Here is a 19,493-nt window from a genome sequence, read left to right on the forward strand (position 1 = left end):
TGCCTCCAAGAAACCAAAGTTCCCGATAAAGACTTCCCCCTAGAACCCTTCATCAACCTGGGCTACAACTGCTACATTTCCGGTCAAAAATCCTACAACGGCGTTGCCATTTTTAGCCGATCGCCCCTAACGCAAATCAACACCGGATTTTCCCCCCTTCTCGGCGACAAAACCGCAGATATTTTTGACGAACAAAAACGCCTAATAGCCGGGGTTATAGACGATATTTGCATTATTTGCGTATACGTTCCCAACGGTTCCGAAGTTGGCAGCGAGAAATATGAGTACAAACTAAAGTGGCTCAAACTGCTGCAAGAATACCTCAAAATAGCACTGGATAAATCCCCCAACTTGTGCATTTGCGGCGACTTCAACATCGTCCCGGACGATCGAGATATCCACAATCCCAAAGCCAATGCTAACTCCGTCGGCTTGTCTGTCGCCGAGCGCCTCGCACTCACAGAAATCATAGAATTAGGATTAAACGACCCCTTTCGCAAATTCACCTCAGAAGGCGGCCATTATAGTTGGTGGGACTATCGCGCCGCCGCATTTCCCCGCAACAACGGCTGGAGAATCGACCACCATTATCTCAGCCCTCCCCTCTACGAACAAGCAAAAAACTGTACAATAGATATTGCTCCCAGAAAATTAATCAAACCCAGCGACCACGCCCCCGTAATTGTCGAAATTTGATCTATCGGTTATAAGGTTAATAACAACCAACAACTAAAAATTATGTTCTTAGTAACTGGAGCAACAGGCGCACTAGGCCGCCGAATTGTACGAGAAATCAGACAGCAAGAGAAGCCTGTCCGCGCATTCGTTCGCCTCGCATCTCGCTACTCAGAACTAGAAAACCGAGGCGCCGAGATTTTTATCGGCGACTTAAAACAAGACAAAGATATTAAAAAAGCCTGCCAAGGAGTGCAATACATCATCAGCAGCCACGGCACCGGCGGCGACGTTCAAGCAGTACACTACCGCGCTAACATAGAATTGATCGACTGCGCCAAAGAAGCCGGAGTGCAGCACTTTGTCTTTATTTCGGTACTGGGAGTCGATCGGGGATACGAAGATTCCGCAGTATTCAAAGCCAAGCGAGAAGTAGAAAAATACCTGCAAAACAGCGGCTTGAATTATACAATCTTGCGGCCTGCAGGTTTTGCTTCCAGCTTGTTACCGCTAGCAGAAAGATTTCGAGAAACCGGACTTTACCTGCTGATTGGCGACGGCAAAAACCGCACCTCTGTTGTCAGTACCGACGACTTAGCAAAGATTGCCGCCGACTCCTCAACAGTCGAAGGCGCCCGCAACCAAATTCTGCGAGTCGGTGGCCCGGATGTGCTGACAAGAGACGACATTCCCCGGATTTTTGGACGCTTATTCAATCGCGAACCGATGGTAATCAACCCGCCGCTGGTTGTGTTTGACGGTTTGAGAAATGCCTTGGGTTTATTGAATCCTCAAGCTCAAAAAGACTTAGGAACTTTGCGGGTATTGCTGGGTAACGAGTATTTCTGCACTCCCGAAGAAGTGCAAAACTTGGAATCAATCTACGGCATGAGAATGGAATCCTTAGAAAGCTTTCTGCGACGCAATTTGAGCGTTTAAAATGCTAGTTATCCTCGTTACCAGGCTCTGCCTGGTAATGAATATCGGGAGGCTCTGCCTTCAAAATCTTGTCTCATTTTAATGGAGGCAAAGCCTCCCGATATGCGTCCCCCGGCTCTGGGGTACGAGCAAAAGGTAGCTCTAAATCGCAACTGAAAACCATTTAAGCAGACATAGGCACTGCTTCAACACCACCAATATAGCTCGTAACTGCGATCGGCGGAGAAGTCGGCTTAGCAATCAAATAACCTTGAACCAAAGTTGCTCCCCGTTCTCGCACCCACTCAAACTCCTCCAAAGTTTCCACACCTTCAGCCACTGTTTTAATTTCTAATTGAGCAGCAATTTCTAACATCTTTTCCGTAATGAGTGCCTTATAATAATCTTGATGGACGTTGCGAATCAATTGCATATCCAACTTAATAAAATCTGGACGCAGTTGGTGCATCAAATTTAAATTAGAAGAACCGCTACCAAAATCGTCCAGGGCAATTAAAAATCCCGCCTCCCGGTAAAACCTCAGAATCTTAATCAAGTGATCGATATCGGGAGGGTGCTGAGATTCGGCTACCTCAAAAACAATATTGCTGTGGGGAATTCCAGCTTCATCAATCGCCCGCACCGTCATTCGCAGGCACGTAGCGGGATCGTAAACTGAAGTAGGAGAAAAATTAATAAAAAGTAGTTCTTTGAGATTGTAAACATGGGCTTCTCGAATAGCGCGAGTCCGGGCCAAAGCATCTAGTTGAAAAATTATGCCTGCTGATTCTGCTTGGGCAAAAATCCGACCCGGATAAATTAAGTTTCCCTGCTCGTCAATTCCTCGGAGTAGTGCTTCATGGGCAAAAATTTTAGAAGTATCTGAGGTGTAAACAATGGGCTGAAAATGCGTCGTAATGCGTTCTTCGTACAATAAATCTAACAGCCAATCAGAGTTACTCAAATTAATAAAAGAGTCTAAGGAAGTGCTGCGATAAAAATCGCTAAGTTTTGGCTGTTCAACTTCGCGCATCCACAAAACTTTTGTCTCTTTCAACTCTTGAGTTGTCAGCACCGATGACGCTAGGGCGCTAAAATCTTCTCTCGCTATTCCCTCAAGGATAACGTACAAGCACTTGCTCTCTTCTAAAAGCCGGAATTCAAGTTTAGCCTTACCCAGTGCAGAAATAACCTTGGTCAGCGTGTGCGATACGGGAAACCACAGGTATAGACCTCCGCTGCTCTCTATTTTTGCGGGTACTGTTTCGCAGCGAGAGCACGAGCCGAAGCCTTTGCGACTTATTTGCATTGGAATATCCTCCGGTTTTTGGGTTAATTTTAGGCACGCTAACAAGTAAATTTTATTATAAGCTCATTCACCTATTAATTCATCTATCTCAAGATGTAAATCTTGATGAACGGGTATTTAAGAATTATTGCAATATTTATACATTATTGCAGTATTTATACTTGCCTCCGGTTTCAAACCTTAGTCAAAGTTCTCAGCATAGAGCAACTAGCTGTTATTAAACACTGTTCCAAATCATCACAGAGGGAGAAGACAAAGACTTGTTCTCTATTCTCTACTGCTGCTCTGATTGTTTACGTTTTATTCTATAATTCCCTTTGCCAAAACAGTGGCTACAGTTGATTTTTTAGCAAAGGGGAATTAAAACCCTCGATCGCCCGATCGATTAATTTATTCCAACCCGAAATATACACACCCGGACGATCGCCCAAAACAAACTCACTTGCTCCGGAATATCCAGTTTAATTTTATAATCTGGATGACAGGATTTGAATTAATCTTTCTGACTTATTTTACCACTTTCCGCCATCCTAGCTCCTACCCTCGCTCAATCTAGGGAACCTGTTCTGCGTCTGAGCGAAAACTGAGTGACCTGCTGTAAGCTTTACACGATAAGCAGACTCAGTAAGATGGACAATTGAGCGAAAGATGAACGAAAAATCTAACTCATTAAAATACTCACCGACCTGAAGGTGGGGTGATTCTTGACACTTCATAGGGTTCTGCTAACCGTTGCTAATCTGACAAACCCTCTGCGCCCGTTTAGAGTCGTGCCGATTCCCCATCCCGACTTTCTATCTAATTTTAGCCCCATTCTCATCTCTGTCTTGCTCAGTGCCACAACTCATGCAAAGCAATGAACGGATAGACAGATCAATTTTTCCCCAGTTAAAGCCACAGTCCGCACAGACTTGGCTAGTAGGTTCCCACCTACTAATTACTTGAAAATCTCTGCCAAATTTCTCGGATTTGGCTTCACAGAGAGTTCTAAATTCTCTCCATTCTTGTTGGCTAATCGTCTTTGATAGTTTCCGATTCTTCAGCATTCCTGACACCTTCAAATCTTCCCGAATAATCCCTTGGTTTTGCTTGACTATTTTGGTTGACACTTTATTCAGGAAATCTTGACGGGTATCGGCAATGGGATTATGTAATTTAGCAATCTTGATTCGAGTTACATTTCTTCTTTGAGAATGTTTTAGCTGACGGGCTAATTTGCGTTGGAGTTTACGAGCTTTTCGGTCTAACTTCTTATAAATAGGAATTTCAGCTTTTTCACCATTGCTCATCACTGCCAAAGTTTTCATCCCTAAGTCAATTCCGATACTATGGTTTTTCACCTCAGATTGAATTGGTTGAACTTCTACGACAAAACTCAGAAAATAGCGATTTGCACAATTTTTGATTACTGTGACGAAGCTAGGTTGAGACGGGAGACTTCTTGACCAGACTGGGTTGACGATACCAATTTTAGCTAGATAGACACCGCCATTCTTAAAGGAAAAACGTCCAATCCTAAATCGCGACAATGGGCTGTGTGTGTTTTTTTATTGAGGATACCGAACTTTACGATCTTTCCGCTTTCCTTTACAGCAGTTGAAAAAGTTCTTGAAATCTGCTTCCAAATCAGCTAGAGACTGCTGTGAATGAATGTTAGAAGCTTCACTTAACCAAAAATTTTTTCGGTCTTTTTCGTCTGGTTATTACTACTTTTTGTAATTCAACCGAACTTGGCTTTTTTTGAGACGGTTTGCACAGAGCTAGACCATCGTTCCCGACTACCCAGACGCATCTAAACAACTGAGGTAAGCTCTCATGCTGTTGACTTGTTGGATAGAATCTGTAACGAAACCTTGTTTTCATGGTTATATTGATATTGGTCTGTAGGTCGAATTATATATTGGTTTGCAAAGTATGACCACTGTTTACCGGCGGGAACGCCATTCTGTTACAGAACTTACAATACACTTGGTCTGTGTTACAAAGTATCGTCGGTCTATATTTACAGTTGAAAGTATTGATTTGATTGAAAAGTCGTTTCGAGATGTGGCAGAAAAAATGAATTTTCAAGTGCTGGAATTCAAGGGCGATGGCCATCATATTCGCGCGCTGATTGAGTATCCGCCCAAGTTGTCTATCTCTCAAATAGTTAACGCATTAAAGGGGGTCTCTAGCCGTCGCTACGGACAGGCTGGACATAAGAAGCCCCACAAGGAAGCATTATGAAGTCCTAGTTATTTTGCTGTTTCTGTAGGGCGTGCGCTTTTAGAGATTTTAAAGGATTATATTAGAAATCAAGAAAAGCCGGCTATTGAAGAAGGGGCTTGTATCCCAATTTCTTGGTCATAATTATCCTGATGTAACAATGTTTGCTGTTTCTACACCCTTAAGACCATCCGACAACCTAATTTGTGAATTTTTCGAGTTATCCATAAAGATAGCTGTGCAGGTACCCACTTAATTCCATTTGCTATCGCTTCTTCGGTACCAACCATTCTTCAATCAGTTCTTTTACTAATCAAGGAAACATCTGATGAACAAGCAATGGGTTCCGATCGAATTCCGTCTCTTAGTAGAACAAACATTCAAACCATTACTTGCACCAGGAGTAGCAATCGTAGTTATCAGCTTAACTACGAGACAGCCGAGAATTAAATCACCCTTAAACATCACTCGTTTAATTATTTCGATCGCATTTTCGCCAAATTCCTCAACAGTTAAGCGAAAAAATCCCTCACAACTAGCCCGTTGTTCCCCCCGCAGCCTCACCCACAACAGAATTTTGACAATTATCCAGGGCGATCGGTAAAATTACAGGTACGATCGAACTATTGTCAGCAGCATTAAATCCTTCAGTAATTAGTCGTTTGCCAACAGTCACATAATTGTTGACAATATTGCACAATAGATAAAATTGTAAATATATAGCACCTGCGTTTTTTTTGACCGCTTATGAATAGCAGATTCCTCGATCGACTCCACCACCCCTCGCGCCCCGTCATCGTCTTCGACGGCGCGATGGGAACCAACCTGCAAGTCCAAAACCTCACCGCAGAAGACTTTGGCGGCAAAGAATACGAAGGCTGCAACGAATATCTCGTCCACACCAAACCGGAAGCAGTCGCCAACGTGCACCGGGGATTCCTCGAAGCAGGGGCCGATGTCATCGAAACAGACACCTTTGGCGGGGCTTCCATCGTTCTCGCCGAGTACGATTTGGCAGACAAAGCATATTATCTCAACAAAACGGCAGCCGAACTCGCTAAGGGTATCGCCGCCGAATTTTCCACCCCAGAAAAACCTCGATTTGTCGCAGGATCGATCGGGCCAGGCACCAAATTGCCAACATTAGGACACATCGATTTTGACACTCTCACCGCCGCTTTTGCCGAACAAGCAGAAGGACTTTATGACGGCGGCGTTGACTTATTTATTGTCGAAACTTGTCAAGATGTGCTGCAAATTAAATCAGCATTAAATGCCATTGAAGAAGTATTTAAGAAAAAAGGCGCGCGAATTCCGTTAATGGTATCAGTCACAATGGAAGCCACCGGCACAATGTTAGTCGGTTCCGACATCAGCGCCGCCCTAGCCATTTTGCAGCCGTACCCGATCGACATTTTAGGCCTCAACTGCGCCACCGGGCCCGATCGCATGGCCGAACACGTCAAATACCTTTCCGAACATTCGCCCTTCGTCGTTTCCTGCGTTCCCAACGCTGGTTTACCCGAAAACATCGGCGGGCACGCGCACTACAAACTAACGCCCATAGAATTAAAGATGGCCTTGATGCGCTTTGTCGAAGACTTAGGCGTGCAAGTCATCGGCGGCTGCTGCGGCACCCGCTACGATCACATCCGCGAACTATCAGAAATTGGCAAAACTCTTAAACCCAAAATCCGCGAATTTACTTGGGAACCTTCCGCCGCTTCAATTTACACCGCCCAACCCTACGAACAAGAGAATTCCTTCTTAATTGTCGGCGAAAGACTCAACGCCAGCGGTTCCAAAAAATGCCGCGATTTACTAAACGCCGAAGACTGGGACGGTTTAGTCGCAATGGCCAGGGAACAAGTGCGAGAAGGCGCGCACATTCTCGATGTCAACGTTGATTATGTCGGCCGCGACGGCGTGCGCGACATGAAAGAATTAGTTTCCCGCGTTGTGACTAATGCAACTCTCCCTTTAATGCTGGATTCCACCGAATGGGAAAAGATGGAAGCAGGCTTAAAAGTTGCGGGCGGCAAATGTTTGCTGAATTCCACTAACTACGAAGACGGAGAACCGCGTTTTTATCAAGTTTTAGAGTTGGCGAAAAAATACGGCGCGGGCATAGTTATCGGTACAATTGACGAAGACGGAATGGCGAGAACCGCAGACAAAAAATTTGCGATCGCCCAACGCGCATATAACGCCGCCGTCGCCTACGGAATTCCCGCCGAGGAAATCTTTTTTGACACCCTAGCTTTGCCCATTTCCACCGGGATTGAAGAAGACAGAAAAAACGGCAAAGCTACCATCGAATCCATCCGCCGCATCCGCCAAGAATTGCCAGGATGTCACGTAATTTTAGGAGTTTCTAACATTTCCTTCGGTTTGAATCCGGCGGCGCGGCAAGTCTTGAATTCCATGTTTTTGCACGAAGCAATGCAAGCCGGGATGGACTCGGCTATTGTCAGCGCTAATAAGATTTTGCCCCTCGCCAAAATCGACCCCCAACACCAAGAAATCTGCCGTAAACTGATTTACGACGAACGGGAGTTTGACGGAGAAATTTGCGTTTACGACCCCTTGGGCGACCTGACAACGGTGTTTGCGGGCAAAACTACCAAGCGCGATCGTACAGAAGACGCAAACCTCCCGGTGGAAGAACGCCTCAAGCAGCACATCATCGACGGCGAACGCATAGGGCTCGACATCCAACTCGCCAAAGCATTAGAAACCTATCCGCCCCTCCACATTATCAATACCTTCTTGCTAGACGGCATGAAAGTAGTCGGAGAATTGTTCGGTTCCGGACAGATGCAACTGCCATTTGTATTGCAGTCAGCAGAAACAATGAAAGCGGCAGTTGCCTATTTAGAACCGCACATGGAAAAGTCCGAATCCGGGGACAACGCCAAAGGAACATTCATCATCGCTACTGTCAAAGGCGACGTTCACGACATTGGCAAAAACTTAGTTGATATTATCCTATCAAACAACGGCTACCGAGTGATTAACTTGGGTATTAAACAGTCAGTTGACAATATCATCGAAGCCTACGAAAAGCACAAAGCCGACTGTATCGCCATGAGCGGCTTGCTGGTAAAATCCACCGCATTTATGAAAGAAAATCTGGAAGTATTCAACCAGAAAGGAATCACGGTTCCGGTAATTTTGGGCGGCGCAGCTTTGACTCCCAAGTTTGTGCATGAAGACTGCCAAAATACCTACAAAGGTAAAGTCGTTTACGGCAAAGATGCGTTTTCTGACTTGCACTTTATGGACAAACTCATGCCAGCAAAATCTGCTGGTAAATGGGAAGATTTGCAAGGGTTTTTAGATGAAATAGGGCAGGATAATGGGGCGGTTAAAGAAGCTAAAGCTTCGCCAGAAACTACTGTAGAAGATGCGAAGAAAGCAGACACTCCTGTGGTGATAGATACCAGGCGATCCGAAGCAGTTGCAGCAGATATCGATCGCCCGACTCCTCCTTTCTGGGGAACGAAACTGTTGCAGGGAGAAGACATCCCCTTTGAGGAGATTTTCTGGCACTTAGATTTGCAAGCTTTAGTTGCCGGTCAGTGGCAGTTCCGCAAGCCCAAAGACCAATCGCGGGAAGAATACGATGCTTTCTTAGCTGAGAAAGTTTATCCCATATTGGAAGAGTGGAAACACAAAATTATCACCGAAAAGTTACTGCATCCGCAAGCAATTTACGGGTATTTTCCCTGTCAAGCTGAAGGCAATTCTTTGCATTTGTACGACCCGGAAATTATGAATGGGGGGCAAAATGTATCGACACCCGCTGCAACATTCACATTTCCCCGCCAAAAATCGGGGCGCAGGCTGTGCATTGCCGACTTTTTCGCGCCCAAAGAATCGGGTAAAATCGATGTATTTCCCATGCAAGTAGCAACAGTGGGAGAAATTGCTACAGAGTACGCGCAACAGCTATTTGCTAACAATCAATATAGCGACTATCTCTACTTTCACGGATTAGCGGTACAGACAGCGGAAGCCGTAGCAGAATGGACTCACGCGCGAATTCGGCGCGAATTGGGATTTGCTAGCGAAGAACCGGACAACATTCGCGATATGCTAGCGCAAAGATATCGCGGTTCGCGGTACAGTTTCGGCTATCCCGCTTGTCCGAACATGGCGGATCAGTACAAGCAACTGGAATTGTTAAAGTGCGATCGCATCAACCTCTACATGGATGAAAGCGAACAACTTTATCCCGAACAATCAACAACCGCAATTATCACCTATCACCCAGCAGCCAAATACTTCACCGCTTAATTTCTAGGGTGCGCCGCGCGCACATTCCTCGGTGAATTATACCCGTTACCAGGCTCTTCCTGGTAACGCAGCTCCGGAGGCTGTGGCTCCACTTACAGCCGTAAAGCTTGTAGTATCGTTCCCAAAACTGTCCGGAGTATTGGCTGACAAGGTAATGTCATTGCTGACAATGCGTAACGCCTAAATCTGACACTTGCGTTTAACCAAAGCGTCCACTAATGTACTCTTCGGCTTCTTTGGTTTGGGGAGAACCGAAAATTTGTTCAGTGGGACCAAACTCCACCAATTTGCCGCGCCGTTTGCCTTGATCGTCCGTTTCTGTATTGAAAAAAGCCGTCCAATCCGCGATTCTTGACGCTTGTTGCATATTGTGAGTCACCGTAATAATTGTGTATCGTTCCTTAAGTTCTAAGCACAGTTCTTCGACCTGTCGCGTAGAAATGGGGTCGAGAGCAGAACAAGGTTCATCCATCAATAAAACATCGGGTTTCATGGCGATCGCGCGAGCAATACAAAGCCTTTGTTGTTGTCCCCCCGATAACGCCGTTCCTTTCTCTTGCAGTTTATCCTTAACCTCTTTCCAGATAGCTGCTTGTGTGAGGGAAGATTCCACTAATTCATCTAGATTTCCTTGATATCCGTTGGTTCTCGGGGCATAGGCAATATTTTCATAAATGCTCTTGGGAAACGGATTCGGCCTTTGAAACACCATTCCCACCTGTCGCCGCAATTTGACGGGATTAACTTGCGGATCGTAAATATTACGGTTGCGGTAAATGAGTTTCCCTTCCACCTTGGCACCAGGGATTAAATCATTCATGCGATTGAAGCAACGCAATAAGGTACTTTTGCCACAGCCTGAAGGGCCGATAAAGGCCACAATTTTTTGACGGGGAATTTTGATATAGACATCGACCAGGGCTAAAAAGCCACTGTAATAAACCTTTACGCCTTCTGCATCAAACGCACTATCGTCCGTGTTGAGTTGGCTATTACTGTCAGTCATCTGAAATAGTCTCCTTAATCTTGACAACTCAAGTTAATTAATGGCTGGAATAGCGTTGGCGCAGATAGATAGCGACGCCATTAAGCGCCAAAATCAAGATAATCAGCACAATAATCGTCGCTGCGGCTGCACTGGCAAACCCTGGTTCAGGACGAGTGATATAGCTGAAAATTTGAATGGGTAACGCCATAAATCGTTGGAATAAACCCGGATTAAACGTCAGGAAACTGACAGCACCCACGACCACCAAAGAAGCAGCATCCCCCATGGCGCGGGAAACAGAAATAATCACCCCCGTAAGAATTCCGGGAATGGCATAGGGTAAGACATGGTGTTGAATGGTTTGCCATTTGGTAGTTCCCAGTCCATAGGAAGCATTTCTCAGGGAATCGGGAACGGCGCGGATGGCCTCCCTCGCCGTGACGATAATGACAGGTAGAGACAATAGGGCAAGGGTTAATGCCCCGGAAATCAAGGTAGGCCCAAACCCTAGTAAATAGTTAAAGACCCCTAAACCCAGTAAGCCATAGACAATAGAAGGAATCCCCGCTAAATTCCCAATATTTATCTCAATCACGGCAGTCCACCACTTTTTAGGGGCATATTCCTCTAGGTACAAAGCAGCCCCTACCCCAATGGGAACCGCAACCAGAAGGACGATTAGTCCCAGAAGGAAACTCCCAATAATGGCTGGACGGATACCTCCGCGTTCGGCAAAACGGGAAGGCGTTTCCGTGAGAAACCCCGGTGTTAGCAATCTGCTAAGTCCATCATGAAGGATATTAATAACCAGTAAGGCGAGGACAAATAAACCGATGAGTAACCCAATTAAGAATAGATACTCAAAGACTTTGCCGATCGCTTCTCGGCGTTCTAGGTTATCGGTAAATTCGGCAGTGTTGACGGAATTGTTTGTTCGAGTTGATTTAATCATAGCAATCAGTCGTATTTTTCCTTAAAGCGACTAGAAATCCAGAAGCTGACCATATTGAGAGACAATGTAATCACGAACAGAACTGCTCCCACCGCATACAAAGTCTTAAAACTGAGGCTACCCCTGGGACTATCTCCCCCCGAAATCTCCGCCATAAAAGCGGTTAGGGTGGCGACGGATTCCATGAAATTGACAGTCAGGCGAGGCTGCGATCCAGCCGCAATCAGAACGGTCATGGTTTCTCCGACTGCGCGGGAAACGCCTAAAATAATCGAAGCCATAATCCCAGACAAGGCTGCCGGAAGAACAACTTTAAAAATGGTTTCTAGTTTGGTAATGCCCAAGGCATAGGAACCTTCCCGCAGAGAACGGGGAACCGATTGAATGGCATCTAAGCTGATGGAACCGACGGTGGGGGTGATCATAATGCCCATCATTAACCCAGCGCTGAGGGCATTAAAAATCTCTAAGGGGAAAAGATGCCGCAGAACCGGAGTGACAAAAAGCAAAGCAAAGTAACCATAAACTACTGTGGGAATTCCGCCCAATAACTCCACAGCAGGGCGTAACACGGCTGCCACTTTCGGTTGGGCATATTCACTCAGGTAAATGGCTGAAGACAAACCCAAAGGAACCGCCACAGCCATAGCGATCGCAGAGGTTAAAAACGTTCCGTTCAGCAGCGGCCAGATGCCAAAATGGGGTTCGGCAAACAGGGGAGTCCATCGGGTATCCAGAAAAAACTGGGCTAAAGAAACTTCTTGGAAAAAACCCAAAGTCTCTTGGAAAATGATCCAGACAATACCAAAGGTTGTGGCAACGGACACGAAGGCACAGGCAAATAAAACCGCACCAATAATCTTTTCTGGGACATCTTCCGAACCCTTCTTAAGCAAGGAGTCATCCGCAGCGAAAAGGGAGTCATCAAAGGAACTAGGAGTTAGGGTCATGGGCTTGAGATTTCCTCCTTAAATAAAGTTAGTAATGGATTCACCGGGTTTGGCTTCTTTGAATTTCGTTCCCGTTTCACGCCGCTCAAATTTTTGCTTAGTTTTCACATAAGCTTCATCAGGTAACGGCACATAGCCCACACCATCTACCCATTTCCAAGAATTTTCTAGATAGAATTTCACGAATCTTTCCAGGGAAGAATTGGTTTCAAGGGCTTTTTTATTGACGTAGATAAAGAGGGGGCGAGAGAGGGGGCTATAGATATTTCTCAGAACGTTATCAAGGGGAACTGGTTTAACACATTTTCCATCCGCATTTTCAATCGCCACCCCGTTCAATTTGTCTTGGTTTTGGAGCAAGAAGGCAATTCCCAGATAGGCCACTCCCGATTTATTGCCAATCACCCCTTGAACGAGGGTATTTTGGTTGCGGCTGGGGGTAAAGTCGGTACGGCTATTTTTCCTTTTACCCGTAACGGCTTGGGTGAAATAATCAAAGGTTCCTGTATCGGAAGGAGGGGCAAACAGCAACAGTTTTTCGTCGGGAAAGTCGGGATTGATTTGCTTCCAACTGGTAATCTTGCCTTCAGATTTGGCATTCCACATTATGTCTAATTCTTTAATTGTCAGACATTTGGCAAAGTTATTTTCCTTATTAACCACTACCGCAAGACCATCAAGTGCCATCGGCAGTTCAATAAATTCGATTCCTTTGTCGGCACATTTTTTGATTTCTTCCTCTCTGATGGTGCGAGAAGCCCCCGCAATCTCAAGGTTTCCAGCACAAAACTTGCTAAACCCTCCCCCTGTGCCACTGGCCGCGACGCTGACTTGGGCATTGGGATAAAGTTTTTGGTATTCTTCGGCGACGGCGAGGGAAACGCTAAAGCCCACAGCACCACCATCAATACTGATTTGCTGTTCCTTATCTGCTGAATTGCCACAACTCGTCATCAGGTTGCCCATAACGATGAGAGGGATTAGGTAAAACCAACGAGAAAATTTCATAGCATTTGAGTGTAAGTTTGGAAAAATGAAAGTGAATTAGGCGTTTAGGTTCAGAACTTTCCCTTAATTTGGTCAAAGATGGCACCGCTTGCAAAAAACTTCTCTTTGATAGAAGGCCACCCTCCTAAATCTTGAGCATTGAACAAAGTTTTAATTGGGGGAAATTGCACGTGTGCGCTTTGAGCGATAAAGGGATTGACCGAACGGTAGCCTAATTTGGCGAATTCTTGCTGAGCTTCGTCTGAATAGAGAAAATCGACAAAGGCTGCTGCCACTTCTCTCGTTCCATGCTTATCAACGTTTTTATCAACTATTGCCACAGGATTATCGATAGAGATATTGAGGGGAGGAACAAAGTAACTGGTTTTGGGTCGGTTCGTTCCAGCTAAAATCACTTCATTTTCATAGGTGATTAAGGCATCTCCCTGACCTTGTTGGAAGAATAAGTCGCTGGCTTCGCGGGCATCTTTGGTTAGGGTGGGAATCTTTTTATAGATTTTGCCCACAAAATCAAGGGCTTGTTGAGGTTCGCCTCCTTCTTGGGTTACTGACCCCCACAGACCTAAAAATTGCCAAACGCCAATACCCGATGTTTGAGGATTTGCTGCAATCACGTTTACATCTTCATTGGCTAAATCTGCCCAAGTTTGAATATTTTTGGGGTTGCCTTCTCGGGTGACAATTGCCGCCACAGAATGACTAACTACTCCCCGTCTAGGAACTCTGTCCTCCCAGCCAAAATTAATCAAACCAGCTTCTTCGATGCGAACTACATCCAATGGGAGGGCAAGATGCACCACATCGGCTTCTTGTTTGCCGGCAATGATATCGTCGGTTTGCGCTAAAGACCCGCCATAACTGCGTTCAAAAATCACGTTTTGATTGTGCTCTTTCTTCCACTTTTCAATAAATTTAGGGACGATTTGGTCATGGGCCGCTTTCGTCACTGAGAAGGAAACTAGGTTGAGCTTGACCTCGCTTTGATTGGCCCCACTTGCTGCAGAGCAAGCAGCAATTGACGCAGTTAGAATTACACCTAGTAAAAACAAGACGATGTACGCTTGGACTGAGCGTTTTAGATGCTGGGCTTGTTTGATAAATTGCCCTGAAAATCGCACCACTTGGGAACTGGCTGCGATCGCAAATTTTAGAGACTGAACGATCAAAGTCACTGAATTTTGCCAAACTTGTTGTTGATTCACCGATACTTTTTCTTTAACTACGGTATTTTGATCGGCTTTGCGTAGTTATTCTTAGGAGTATAGAGTCTTCAAATTAGAGTCTTCAGTTTTTTTAATATTTTTTTAATAAATTGTCTTAACCTACCGCTACCATGACAAAGAGTCCAAACTCACACCCGCCCGCCGTGGTCGCTCAACAGTTAGAACTGACTAACTTAAAAACCTGGAGGCAGAGCCTCAAGAAATGCGTTCCCCGGTAGAACCTGGGAACGAGAAACTAACAAAAAAGCACCTTAAAAAAAAGTGCTTTCATGAATATGAAATTTCCGTATCTGACGAAACTTTTATGAGTAATTCCGGGGAGTGCGAGCGCCGGCGGATGCTCCTACCATCGAAGCAACTAAACCCAATAGTGAGCCGAACAAAAACGACCAACCAGCTTTTGCAGCATTACCAGCAATATTGCGAGCATCCTGAGCAGATACGTTAGGTGCTCGGTTCGGCAAATCGACCCCGCCCTGCTGCGCTTGATTAATTGCTTCTCCCGCATTCGCAGCGATGACACCAAAAGTACCGGCCACGCCATTTGCTAACAGCCAAGAGCCAATTGTTAAGGTAGTTGCCCACAAAATTGCTCCGTTTAAAAGTGCTGTGTTGCGGTTCATCGGGCCGCAAGCGCGAGCAGTTACCCAACCGCCAACGGCCAAGCTAATTAACAAACTAATAATTGACCAAATTCCGACGCCGGTACCCACGTCGCCTGAAATACTGCGCGGAGCTCCTGAATTAGCAATGTTGCTCAACCCGATCGCAGCACCCAATGCACTTAACACCAGTTGTGTGCCGATCGCAATTACCAAACCCGAAAAAATCGGGCCCCAACGTACTCGATCGTGGTATTCCATCATTGAATTCACAACCACGGGTTCGGTACCAACGTTATCTACAGGTCTATTTACGTATGACATAGGTTTTTCTTTCCTCTGAGAGTTGCTTTAATTTTTAAGAATCTTTCACCTAAGCATTGATTGTGGCTGAGATTGATAAAAACTATATCTGCCTGGGGAAATAACCAGTCTCTATGTCTGAAGAAAGAAACGAAAAAGTCATCAGCCCTCAGCCAGTCGCTATTAGCTAATGACTGATGATTGATGACTGATGAGTGATGAATATTTTATCCCGTTAGAAAAGTTCGCGGACGTATACAGGAAATGCGGACGTATAGAGAAAATACAGCTTAACGCAATCTTACAGCCGTTCCAACGGCAGTAATCAGCAGCAAAGCCCCGCTCGAGTCTACATTAATCGTGCCGGTGTCAACTTCCACCCCGATTACGGCATTGGCGCCCAGGCGCTGGGCCCGTTTTTCCAGTTCCGCGAGGGCATCTCGCTGTCCTTTGAGAAACACTTCCTCGTAACTGCCGGTGCGCCCGCCGATGATGTCGCGAATGCCCGCGAAGAAATCTCGCAGGGCATTGGTGCCGTAGACAACCTCAGCAGTTACAATTCCCAGGTAAGATTGAATTTCTGCTCCTTGGATGATATCAGTTGTTGTTACAATCATCAGTTGGCCTCAGTCGCGAAAATTTTGAGTGGGTCTTGTTCTGTAGATTTACTACATCTCGCCGCTCAAAGATTCCTGGTAAACCATAAGTTGTCAGCTTGCTAAGCTGACAGCAACTCGCTCTTTCATTCCACACACTCTTTGAAACAAATGGCCGTGAACAAACAAAGTCTCTTGGTATTCAGTACGTTGCTAGTAGCGGGACTCGCTGTCGCAGCGCCGCAGATAGCGCTCTCAGCAGAAACGTCAGTGGAAGTCAAACCTCAAAATAATTCAGATTTAGATGCTCTGCTGCGACAAGGGCGCGAGTTGGTAGATTTAGGAGACTACAGTAAGGCGATCGCCATTTATCAGGAAGCGGCACGTTTAGATACGGAAAACCCCCGCATTTTTTCTGGTATTGGCTATTTAGAAGCGCGTCAAGGCAACTATCAAGCCTCAGTAGAATTTTACCAACAAGCTATCGGTCTGGAACCGAACAATGCTGACTTCCAATACGCCTTAGGATATGCTATGGCGAATTTACAAAACTATCCCGCAGCAGCCACAGCTTATCGCCGCGCCGCTCAGCTCGATCGCAAAAATGTCAATGCCCGGATCGGTCTCGGAGTGGTACTCTTTCAGCAAAAAGATTACAGCGGTTCTTTTAAAGCATACCAAGAGGCGATCGCCCTCGATCCGAAAAATTGGCAAGCTTATTCTTCAATGGGTTTAGTATTGATCCAGCAGGGAAGTTTTGCCAGTGCTGTCACCGTACTCCAACAAGCAGCCGAACTCGCTCCCAAACAAGCAGGTGTCCAGTTAAAATTAGGCACTGCTTTGTTGCGTGCAGGCTATACTTCCGAAGGGCTAGCAGCTTTTGAAGAAGCTGCAAAATTGGAGCCCCGCAATCCAGAAGTGCAGTTAGAAATTGGCGAACTTCTCAAGGGTCAAAATGACTTAGACGGAGCGCTGGCAGCTTATCAGCGGGCTATTGCGGTGCGACCAAATTTAGTGGAAGCACACGCAGGAATCGGGGAAATTCAACTGGAAAAACAAGATTTTTTAGGAGCGATTACCACTTTTGGGCGAGTGATTAAGCTCGATCCAAACAGGGCAGAAGCTTATTACAATATGGGTACGGCACTCAAAGCGCGCGATCGCAAATCTGAAGCAATTGAAGCTTTTCAACAAGCCCTTGATACTTACCGCCAGCAAGGCAACAATGATGGTGTGCAAAAAGCTGAGGCGGCGCTACAGCAACTCAAGTAATATCTTTTAATGTACTAATTGGTAATGGGCTAGCAGTTTTGAGTGTGAAGTAAGTAATTTTACTAGGGCTTAACTCCTTCCACTCGCCGTGTTGCAAGGAAAAAAGCAATCTCAAAACTGTTTCTCTTGCCTATTTCCTATGCCCCCTTTCCTGTTTCTTCTTCCTTCTTACTTCGTTTGCTTCACTTTTTAATTGAATGTCGATAAATCTGGCTAAATAGAGTACAATATTGGCGCGATTTTAGAACTGCGGCCACTCTGTAACTTTAAGAATAAATAAGGGCGATCGCACCACAGCATTTTGTTAAAGCTCCATCTTTTGTAATATGCTAAAACGGCTTACTGACAATGAATCTATTTCTATTGGTAGAGACAGCCAACTTGTTAACATTTGTAAAATAAGCAAAATATCCTATCTCTAGAACTTCATCTATGCAAACGTATGATGTCATTATCATAGGCGCAGGTCACAACGGACTCGTCTGTGCCTCTTACCTGCTGAAAGCTGGATATACTGTCCTCTTGTTAGAAAAACGTTCAGTTCCCGGCGGGGCGGCAACTACCGAAGCTGCGATTCCCGAATTGCCGGATTTTAAATTCAATCTTTGCGCGATCGACCACGAATTTATCCATTTAGGACCAGTTGTAGAAGAATTAGAACTGGAAAAACACGGTTTAGAATATCTTTTCTGCGATCCAGTTGCCTTTTGTCCGCATCCCGACGGCAAATATTTCTTAGCGCACAAATCAGTAGAAAAAACTTGTGCTGAAATTGCCCGCTACAACGAGCGCGATGCTAAAAAATATGCGGAATATACAGACTTTTGGCAGCGGGCTTTAGGTGCAATGGTTCCGATGTTTAATGCGCCACCAAAATCCATCATAGATATTCTGGGCAACTACGATATTTCAAAGATCAAAGATTTATTGTCAGTCATCGGTTCCCCCGACAAAACGCTGGACTTTATTCGCACGATGCTCACCAGCGCTGAAGACATTGTTAACGAGTGGTTTGACGAGGAATTTATCAAAGCACCCCTAGCAAGATTCGCCTCAGAACTCGGCGCGCCTCCTTCCCAAAAAACCCTGGCTGTAGGCGCAATTATGCTGGCAATGAGGCACAATCCCGGCATGGCAAGACCGCGCGGAGGGACGGGTGCATTAGTGCAAGCGCTGCTTAATGTAGTGAAAAAATACTCGGGTGTGGTACTTACCGACCAGCACGTCGAGAAAATATTAGTTGATGATGGTCGCGCTGTGGGAGTTCGAGTTGCCGGCGGCACGGAATACCGCGCTACAAAAGGTGTCATTTCTAATATTGATGCTAAGCGCTTGTTTCTGCACTTAATGGACTCCAGCGATGTTGACAGTGCCGACCCGGATTTGCGGGAAAGATTGGAGCGCAAAATTGTTAACAATAACGAGACTATTCTCAAAATAGACTTAGCTCTCAATGAAATGCCCAAGTTTGAGCGCTGGAATCATCGGGACGAATTTTTAATCGGTTCGGTTTTAATTGCAGACTCGGTGAGACACGTTGAAATCGCTCACAGCGACCCTTCAATCGGCAGAATTCCCGACTCAGACCCATCGATGTATGTGGTATTTCCGACAGTACTAGACCCGTCAATGGCTCCCCCCGGACATCATACGGCTTGGATTGAATTTTTTGCTCCTTACATGATCGAAAATGCTGAAGGAACCGGCCAACACGGTACGGGTTGGACGGATGAGCTGAAAAACAAAGTTGCCGATCGCTGCATTGATAAATTAGCAGAATATGCACCTAATATCAAGAATTCCATTATCGGCCGCCGCGTGGAAAGTCCGGCAGAATTGGGAGAGCGTTTGGGTGCTTTGAAGGGGAATTATTACCACGTTGATATGACGCTGGATCAGATGATATTTTTCCGTCCTTTACCAGAGTTGGCGAATTACAAAACACCGATCGAGGGTTTGTTTCTCACGGGGGCGGGAACGCATCCGGGCGGATCGATTTCGGGTATGCCGGGACGCAATACCGCTCGCGTTTTCATGCACTCGCAGCAGCCTTTCGCGCAGACTTTTGCAGATGCGGCTAATACTCTGAAAGCGAAGGGTAAGTCGGTATTTCGGAGTAATGAGAAGTAAGATTTTTAGCAAGCGCAGATAAACGCAGATAAACGCAGATGAATCACATCTGCGTTTGTTTGT

General features: G+C 45.7%; 16 protein-coding genes and 1 pseudogene. 6 read left to right on the forward strand and 11 right to left on the reverse strand.

Going from position 1 to position 19,493, the window contains the following annotated elements:
• Positions 1-696: exodeoxyribonuclease III (xth, locus tag QUA45_RS22765; RefSeq protein ID WP_333222183.1), on the forward strand; the 696-nt coding region annotated here is incomplete at its 5' end.
• 42 nt (positions 697-738) lie between these two features.
• A complete protein-coding gene (locus QUA45_RS22770; RefSeq protein WP_333095851.1) occupies positions 739-1,614 on the forward strand; it encodes an SDR family oxidoreductase in 876 nt (291 codons plus the stop codon).
• A gap of 163 nt (positions 1,615-1,777) precedes the next feature.
• Here the strand turns inward: QUA45_RS22770 and QUA45_RS22775 are convergent, their stop codons facing one another.
• From QUA45_RS22775 to QUA45_RS22785, 3 genes are all read right to left on the reverse strand, one after another.
• Complete coding sequence (locus QUA45_RS22775; protein WP_333222184.1) at positions 1,778-2,902, reverse strand: EAL domain-containing protein; 1,125 nt, start codon at positions 2,900-2,902, stop codon at positions 1,778-1,780.
• A 794-nt stretch (positions 2,903-3,696) separates the two neighbouring features.
• Entirely contained in the window at positions 3,697-4,431 is a 735-nt protein-coding gene (locus QUA45_RS22780) for a transposase (protein ID WP_333222185.1), read from the reverse strand.
• A gap of 133 nt (positions 4,432-4,564) precedes the next feature.
• Positions 4,565-4,765, reverse strand: coding sequence for a helix-turn-helix domain-containing protein (locus QUA45_RS22785; RefSeq protein ID WP_333095848.1), 201 nt, complete (start codon positions 4,763-4,765; stop codon positions 4,565-4,567).
• Between the two features lie 51 nt (positions 4,766-4,816).
• Here QUA45_RS22785 and tnpA point away from each other — a divergent pair.
• Positions 4,817-5,251: pseudogene (gene tnpA, locus QUA45_RS22790) on the forward strand (IS200/IS605 family transposase).
• A 391-nt stretch (positions 5,252-5,642) separates the two neighbouring features.
• On the opposite strand, the gene QUA45_RS22795 reads toward tnpA, so the two are convergent.
• Entirely contained in the window at positions 5,643-5,783 is a 141-nt protein-coding gene (locus QUA45_RS22795; RefSeq protein WP_333222186.1) for a hypothetical protein, read from the reverse strand.
• A gap of 71 nt (positions 5,784-5,854) precedes the next feature.
• On the opposite strand from QUA45_RS22795, the gene metH reads away from it, so the two are divergent.
• Positions 5,855-9,406 carry a methionine synthase gene (gene metH, locus QUA45_RS22800; RefSeq protein WP_333222187.1) on the forward strand — a complete coding sequence of 1,184 codons (3,552 nt, stop codon included), beginning with the start codon at positions 5,855-5,857 and terminating at the stop codon, positions 9,404-9,406.
• 199 nt (positions 9,407-9,605) lie between these two features.
• Here the strand turns inward: metH and pstB are convergent, their stop codons facing one another.
• The 7 genes from pstB to QUA45_RS22835 form a co-directional block, all read right to left on the reverse strand.
• Complete coding sequence (gene pstB / locus QUA45_RS22805) at positions 9,606-10,412, reverse strand: phosphate ABC transporter ATP-binding protein PstB (RefSeq protein ID WP_333095845.1); 807 nt, start codon at positions 10,410-10,412, stop codon at positions 9,606-9,608.
• 37 nt (positions 10,413-10,449) lie between these two features.
• Positions 10,450-11,346, reverse strand: coding sequence for a phosphate ABC transporter permease PstA (gene pstA / locus QUA45_RS22810; protein WP_333222188.1), 897 nt, complete (start codon positions 11,344-11,346; stop codon positions 10,450-10,452).
• Between the two features lie 5 nt (positions 11,347-11,351).
• The gene (gene pstC, locus QUA45_RS22815) at positions 11,352-12,296 is read right to left on the reverse strand and encodes a phosphate ABC transporter permease subunit PstC (protein WP_333222189.1); all 945 of its coding nucleotides are present in this window, start codon (positions 12,294-12,296) and stop codon (positions 11,352-11,354) included.
• Between the two features lie 18 nt (positions 12,297-12,314).
• Positions 12,315-13,304 carry a PstS family phosphate ABC transporter substrate-binding protein gene (locus QUA45_RS22820; protein WP_333222190.1) on the reverse strand — a complete coding sequence of 330 codons (990 nt, stop codon included), beginning with the start codon at positions 13,302-13,304 and terminating at the stop codon, positions 12,315-12,317.
• Between the two features lie 50 nt (positions 13,305-13,354).
• Positions 13,355-14,506 carry a sulfate ABC transporter substrate-binding protein gene (locus tag QUA45_RS22825; RefSeq protein WP_333222191.1) on the reverse strand — a complete coding sequence of 384 codons (1,152 nt, stop codon included), beginning with the start codon at positions 14,504-14,506 and terminating at the stop codon, positions 13,355-13,357.
• Positions 14,507-14,829: 323 nt separating this feature from the next.
• Positions 14,830-15,453 carry a hypothetical protein gene (locus QUA45_RS22830; protein WP_333067559.1) on the reverse strand — a complete coding sequence of 208 codons (624 nt, stop codon included), beginning with the start codon at positions 15,451-15,453 and terminating at the stop codon, positions 14,830-14,832.
• Between the two features lie 269 nt (positions 15,454-15,722).
• A complete protein-coding gene (locus QUA45_RS22835; RefSeq protein WP_172184303.1) occupies positions 15,723-16,049 on the reverse strand; it encodes a YbjQ family protein in 327 nt (108 codons plus the stop codon).
• Positions 16,050-16,199: 150 nt separating this feature from the next.
• Here QUA45_RS22835 and QUA45_RS22840 point away from each other — a divergent pair, with 150 nt between their 5' ends.
• Positions 16,200-17,300 (forward strand): tetratricopeptide repeat protein, encoded by a 1,101-nt coding sequence (locus QUA45_RS22840; protein WP_333095839.1) that lies wholly within the window; start codon positions 16,200-16,202, stop codon positions 17,298-17,300.
• A 432-nt stretch (positions 17,301-17,732) separates the two neighbouring features.
• Complete coding sequence (gene crtO, locus QUA45_RS22845; protein ID WP_333222192.1) at positions 17,733-19,430, forward strand: beta-carotene ketolase CrtO; 1,698 nt, start codon at positions 17,733-17,735, stop codon at positions 19,428-19,430.
• Positions 19,431-19,493: the final 63 nt, after the last annotated feature.

Source organism: Microcoleus sp. Pol12A5 (genome assembly GCF_036701435.1).
Classification (GTDB): Bacteria; Cyanobacteriota; Cyanobacteriia; order Cyanobacteriales; family Microcoleaceae; genus Microcoleus.

Excerpts from the sequence above, each read along its gene's own strand:
- QUA45_RS22770 (WP_333095851.1), top strand. The coding sequence starts at position 739 with ATGTTCTTAGTAACTGGAGCAACAGGCGCACTAGGCCGCCGAATTGTA.
- pstC (WP_333222189.1), bottom strand. The coding sequence starts at position 12,296 with ATGACCCTAACTCCTAGTTCCTTTGATGACTCCCTTTTCGCTGCGGAT.
- QUA45_RS22785 (WP_333095848.1), bottom strand. The coding sequence starts at position 4,765 with ATGAAAACAAGGTTTCGTTACAGATTCTATCCAACAAGTCAACAGCAT.
- QUA45_RS22775 (WP_333222184.1), bottom strand. The coding sequence starts at position 2,902 with ATGCAAATAAGTCGCAAAGGCTTCGGCTCGTGCTCTCGCTGCGAAACA.
- QUA45_RS22830 (WP_333067559.1), bottom strand. The coding sequence starts at position 15,453 with ATGTCATACGTAAATAGACCTGTAGATAACGTTGGTACCGAACCCGTG.
- crtO (WP_333222192.1), top strand. The coding sequence starts at position 17,733 with ATGCAAACGTATGATGTCATTATCATAGGCGCAGGTCACAACGGACTC.
- QUA45_RS22820 (WP_333222190.1), bottom strand. The coding sequence starts at position 13,304 with ATGAAATTTTCTCGTTGGTTTTACCTAATCCCTCTCATCGTTATGGGC.
- QUA45_RS22835 (WP_172184303.1), bottom strand. The coding sequence starts at position 16,049 with ATGATTGTAACAACAACTGATATCATCCAAGGAGCAGAAATTCAATCT.
- pstB (WP_333095845.1), bottom strand. The coding sequence starts at position 10,412 with ATGACTGACAGTAATAGCCAACTCAACACGGACGATAGTGCGTTTGAT.
- pstA (WP_333222188.1), bottom strand. The coding sequence starts at position 11,346 with ATGATTAAATCAACTCGAACAAACAATTCCGTCAACACTGCCGAATTT.
- metH (WP_333222187.1), top strand. The coding sequence starts at position 5,855 with ATGAATAGCAGATTCCTCGATCGACTCCACCACCCCTCGCGCCCCGTC.
- QUA45_RS22840 (WP_333095839.1), top strand. The coding sequence starts at position 16,200 with ATGGCCGTGAACAAACAAAGTCTCTTGGTATTCAGTACGTTGCTAGTA.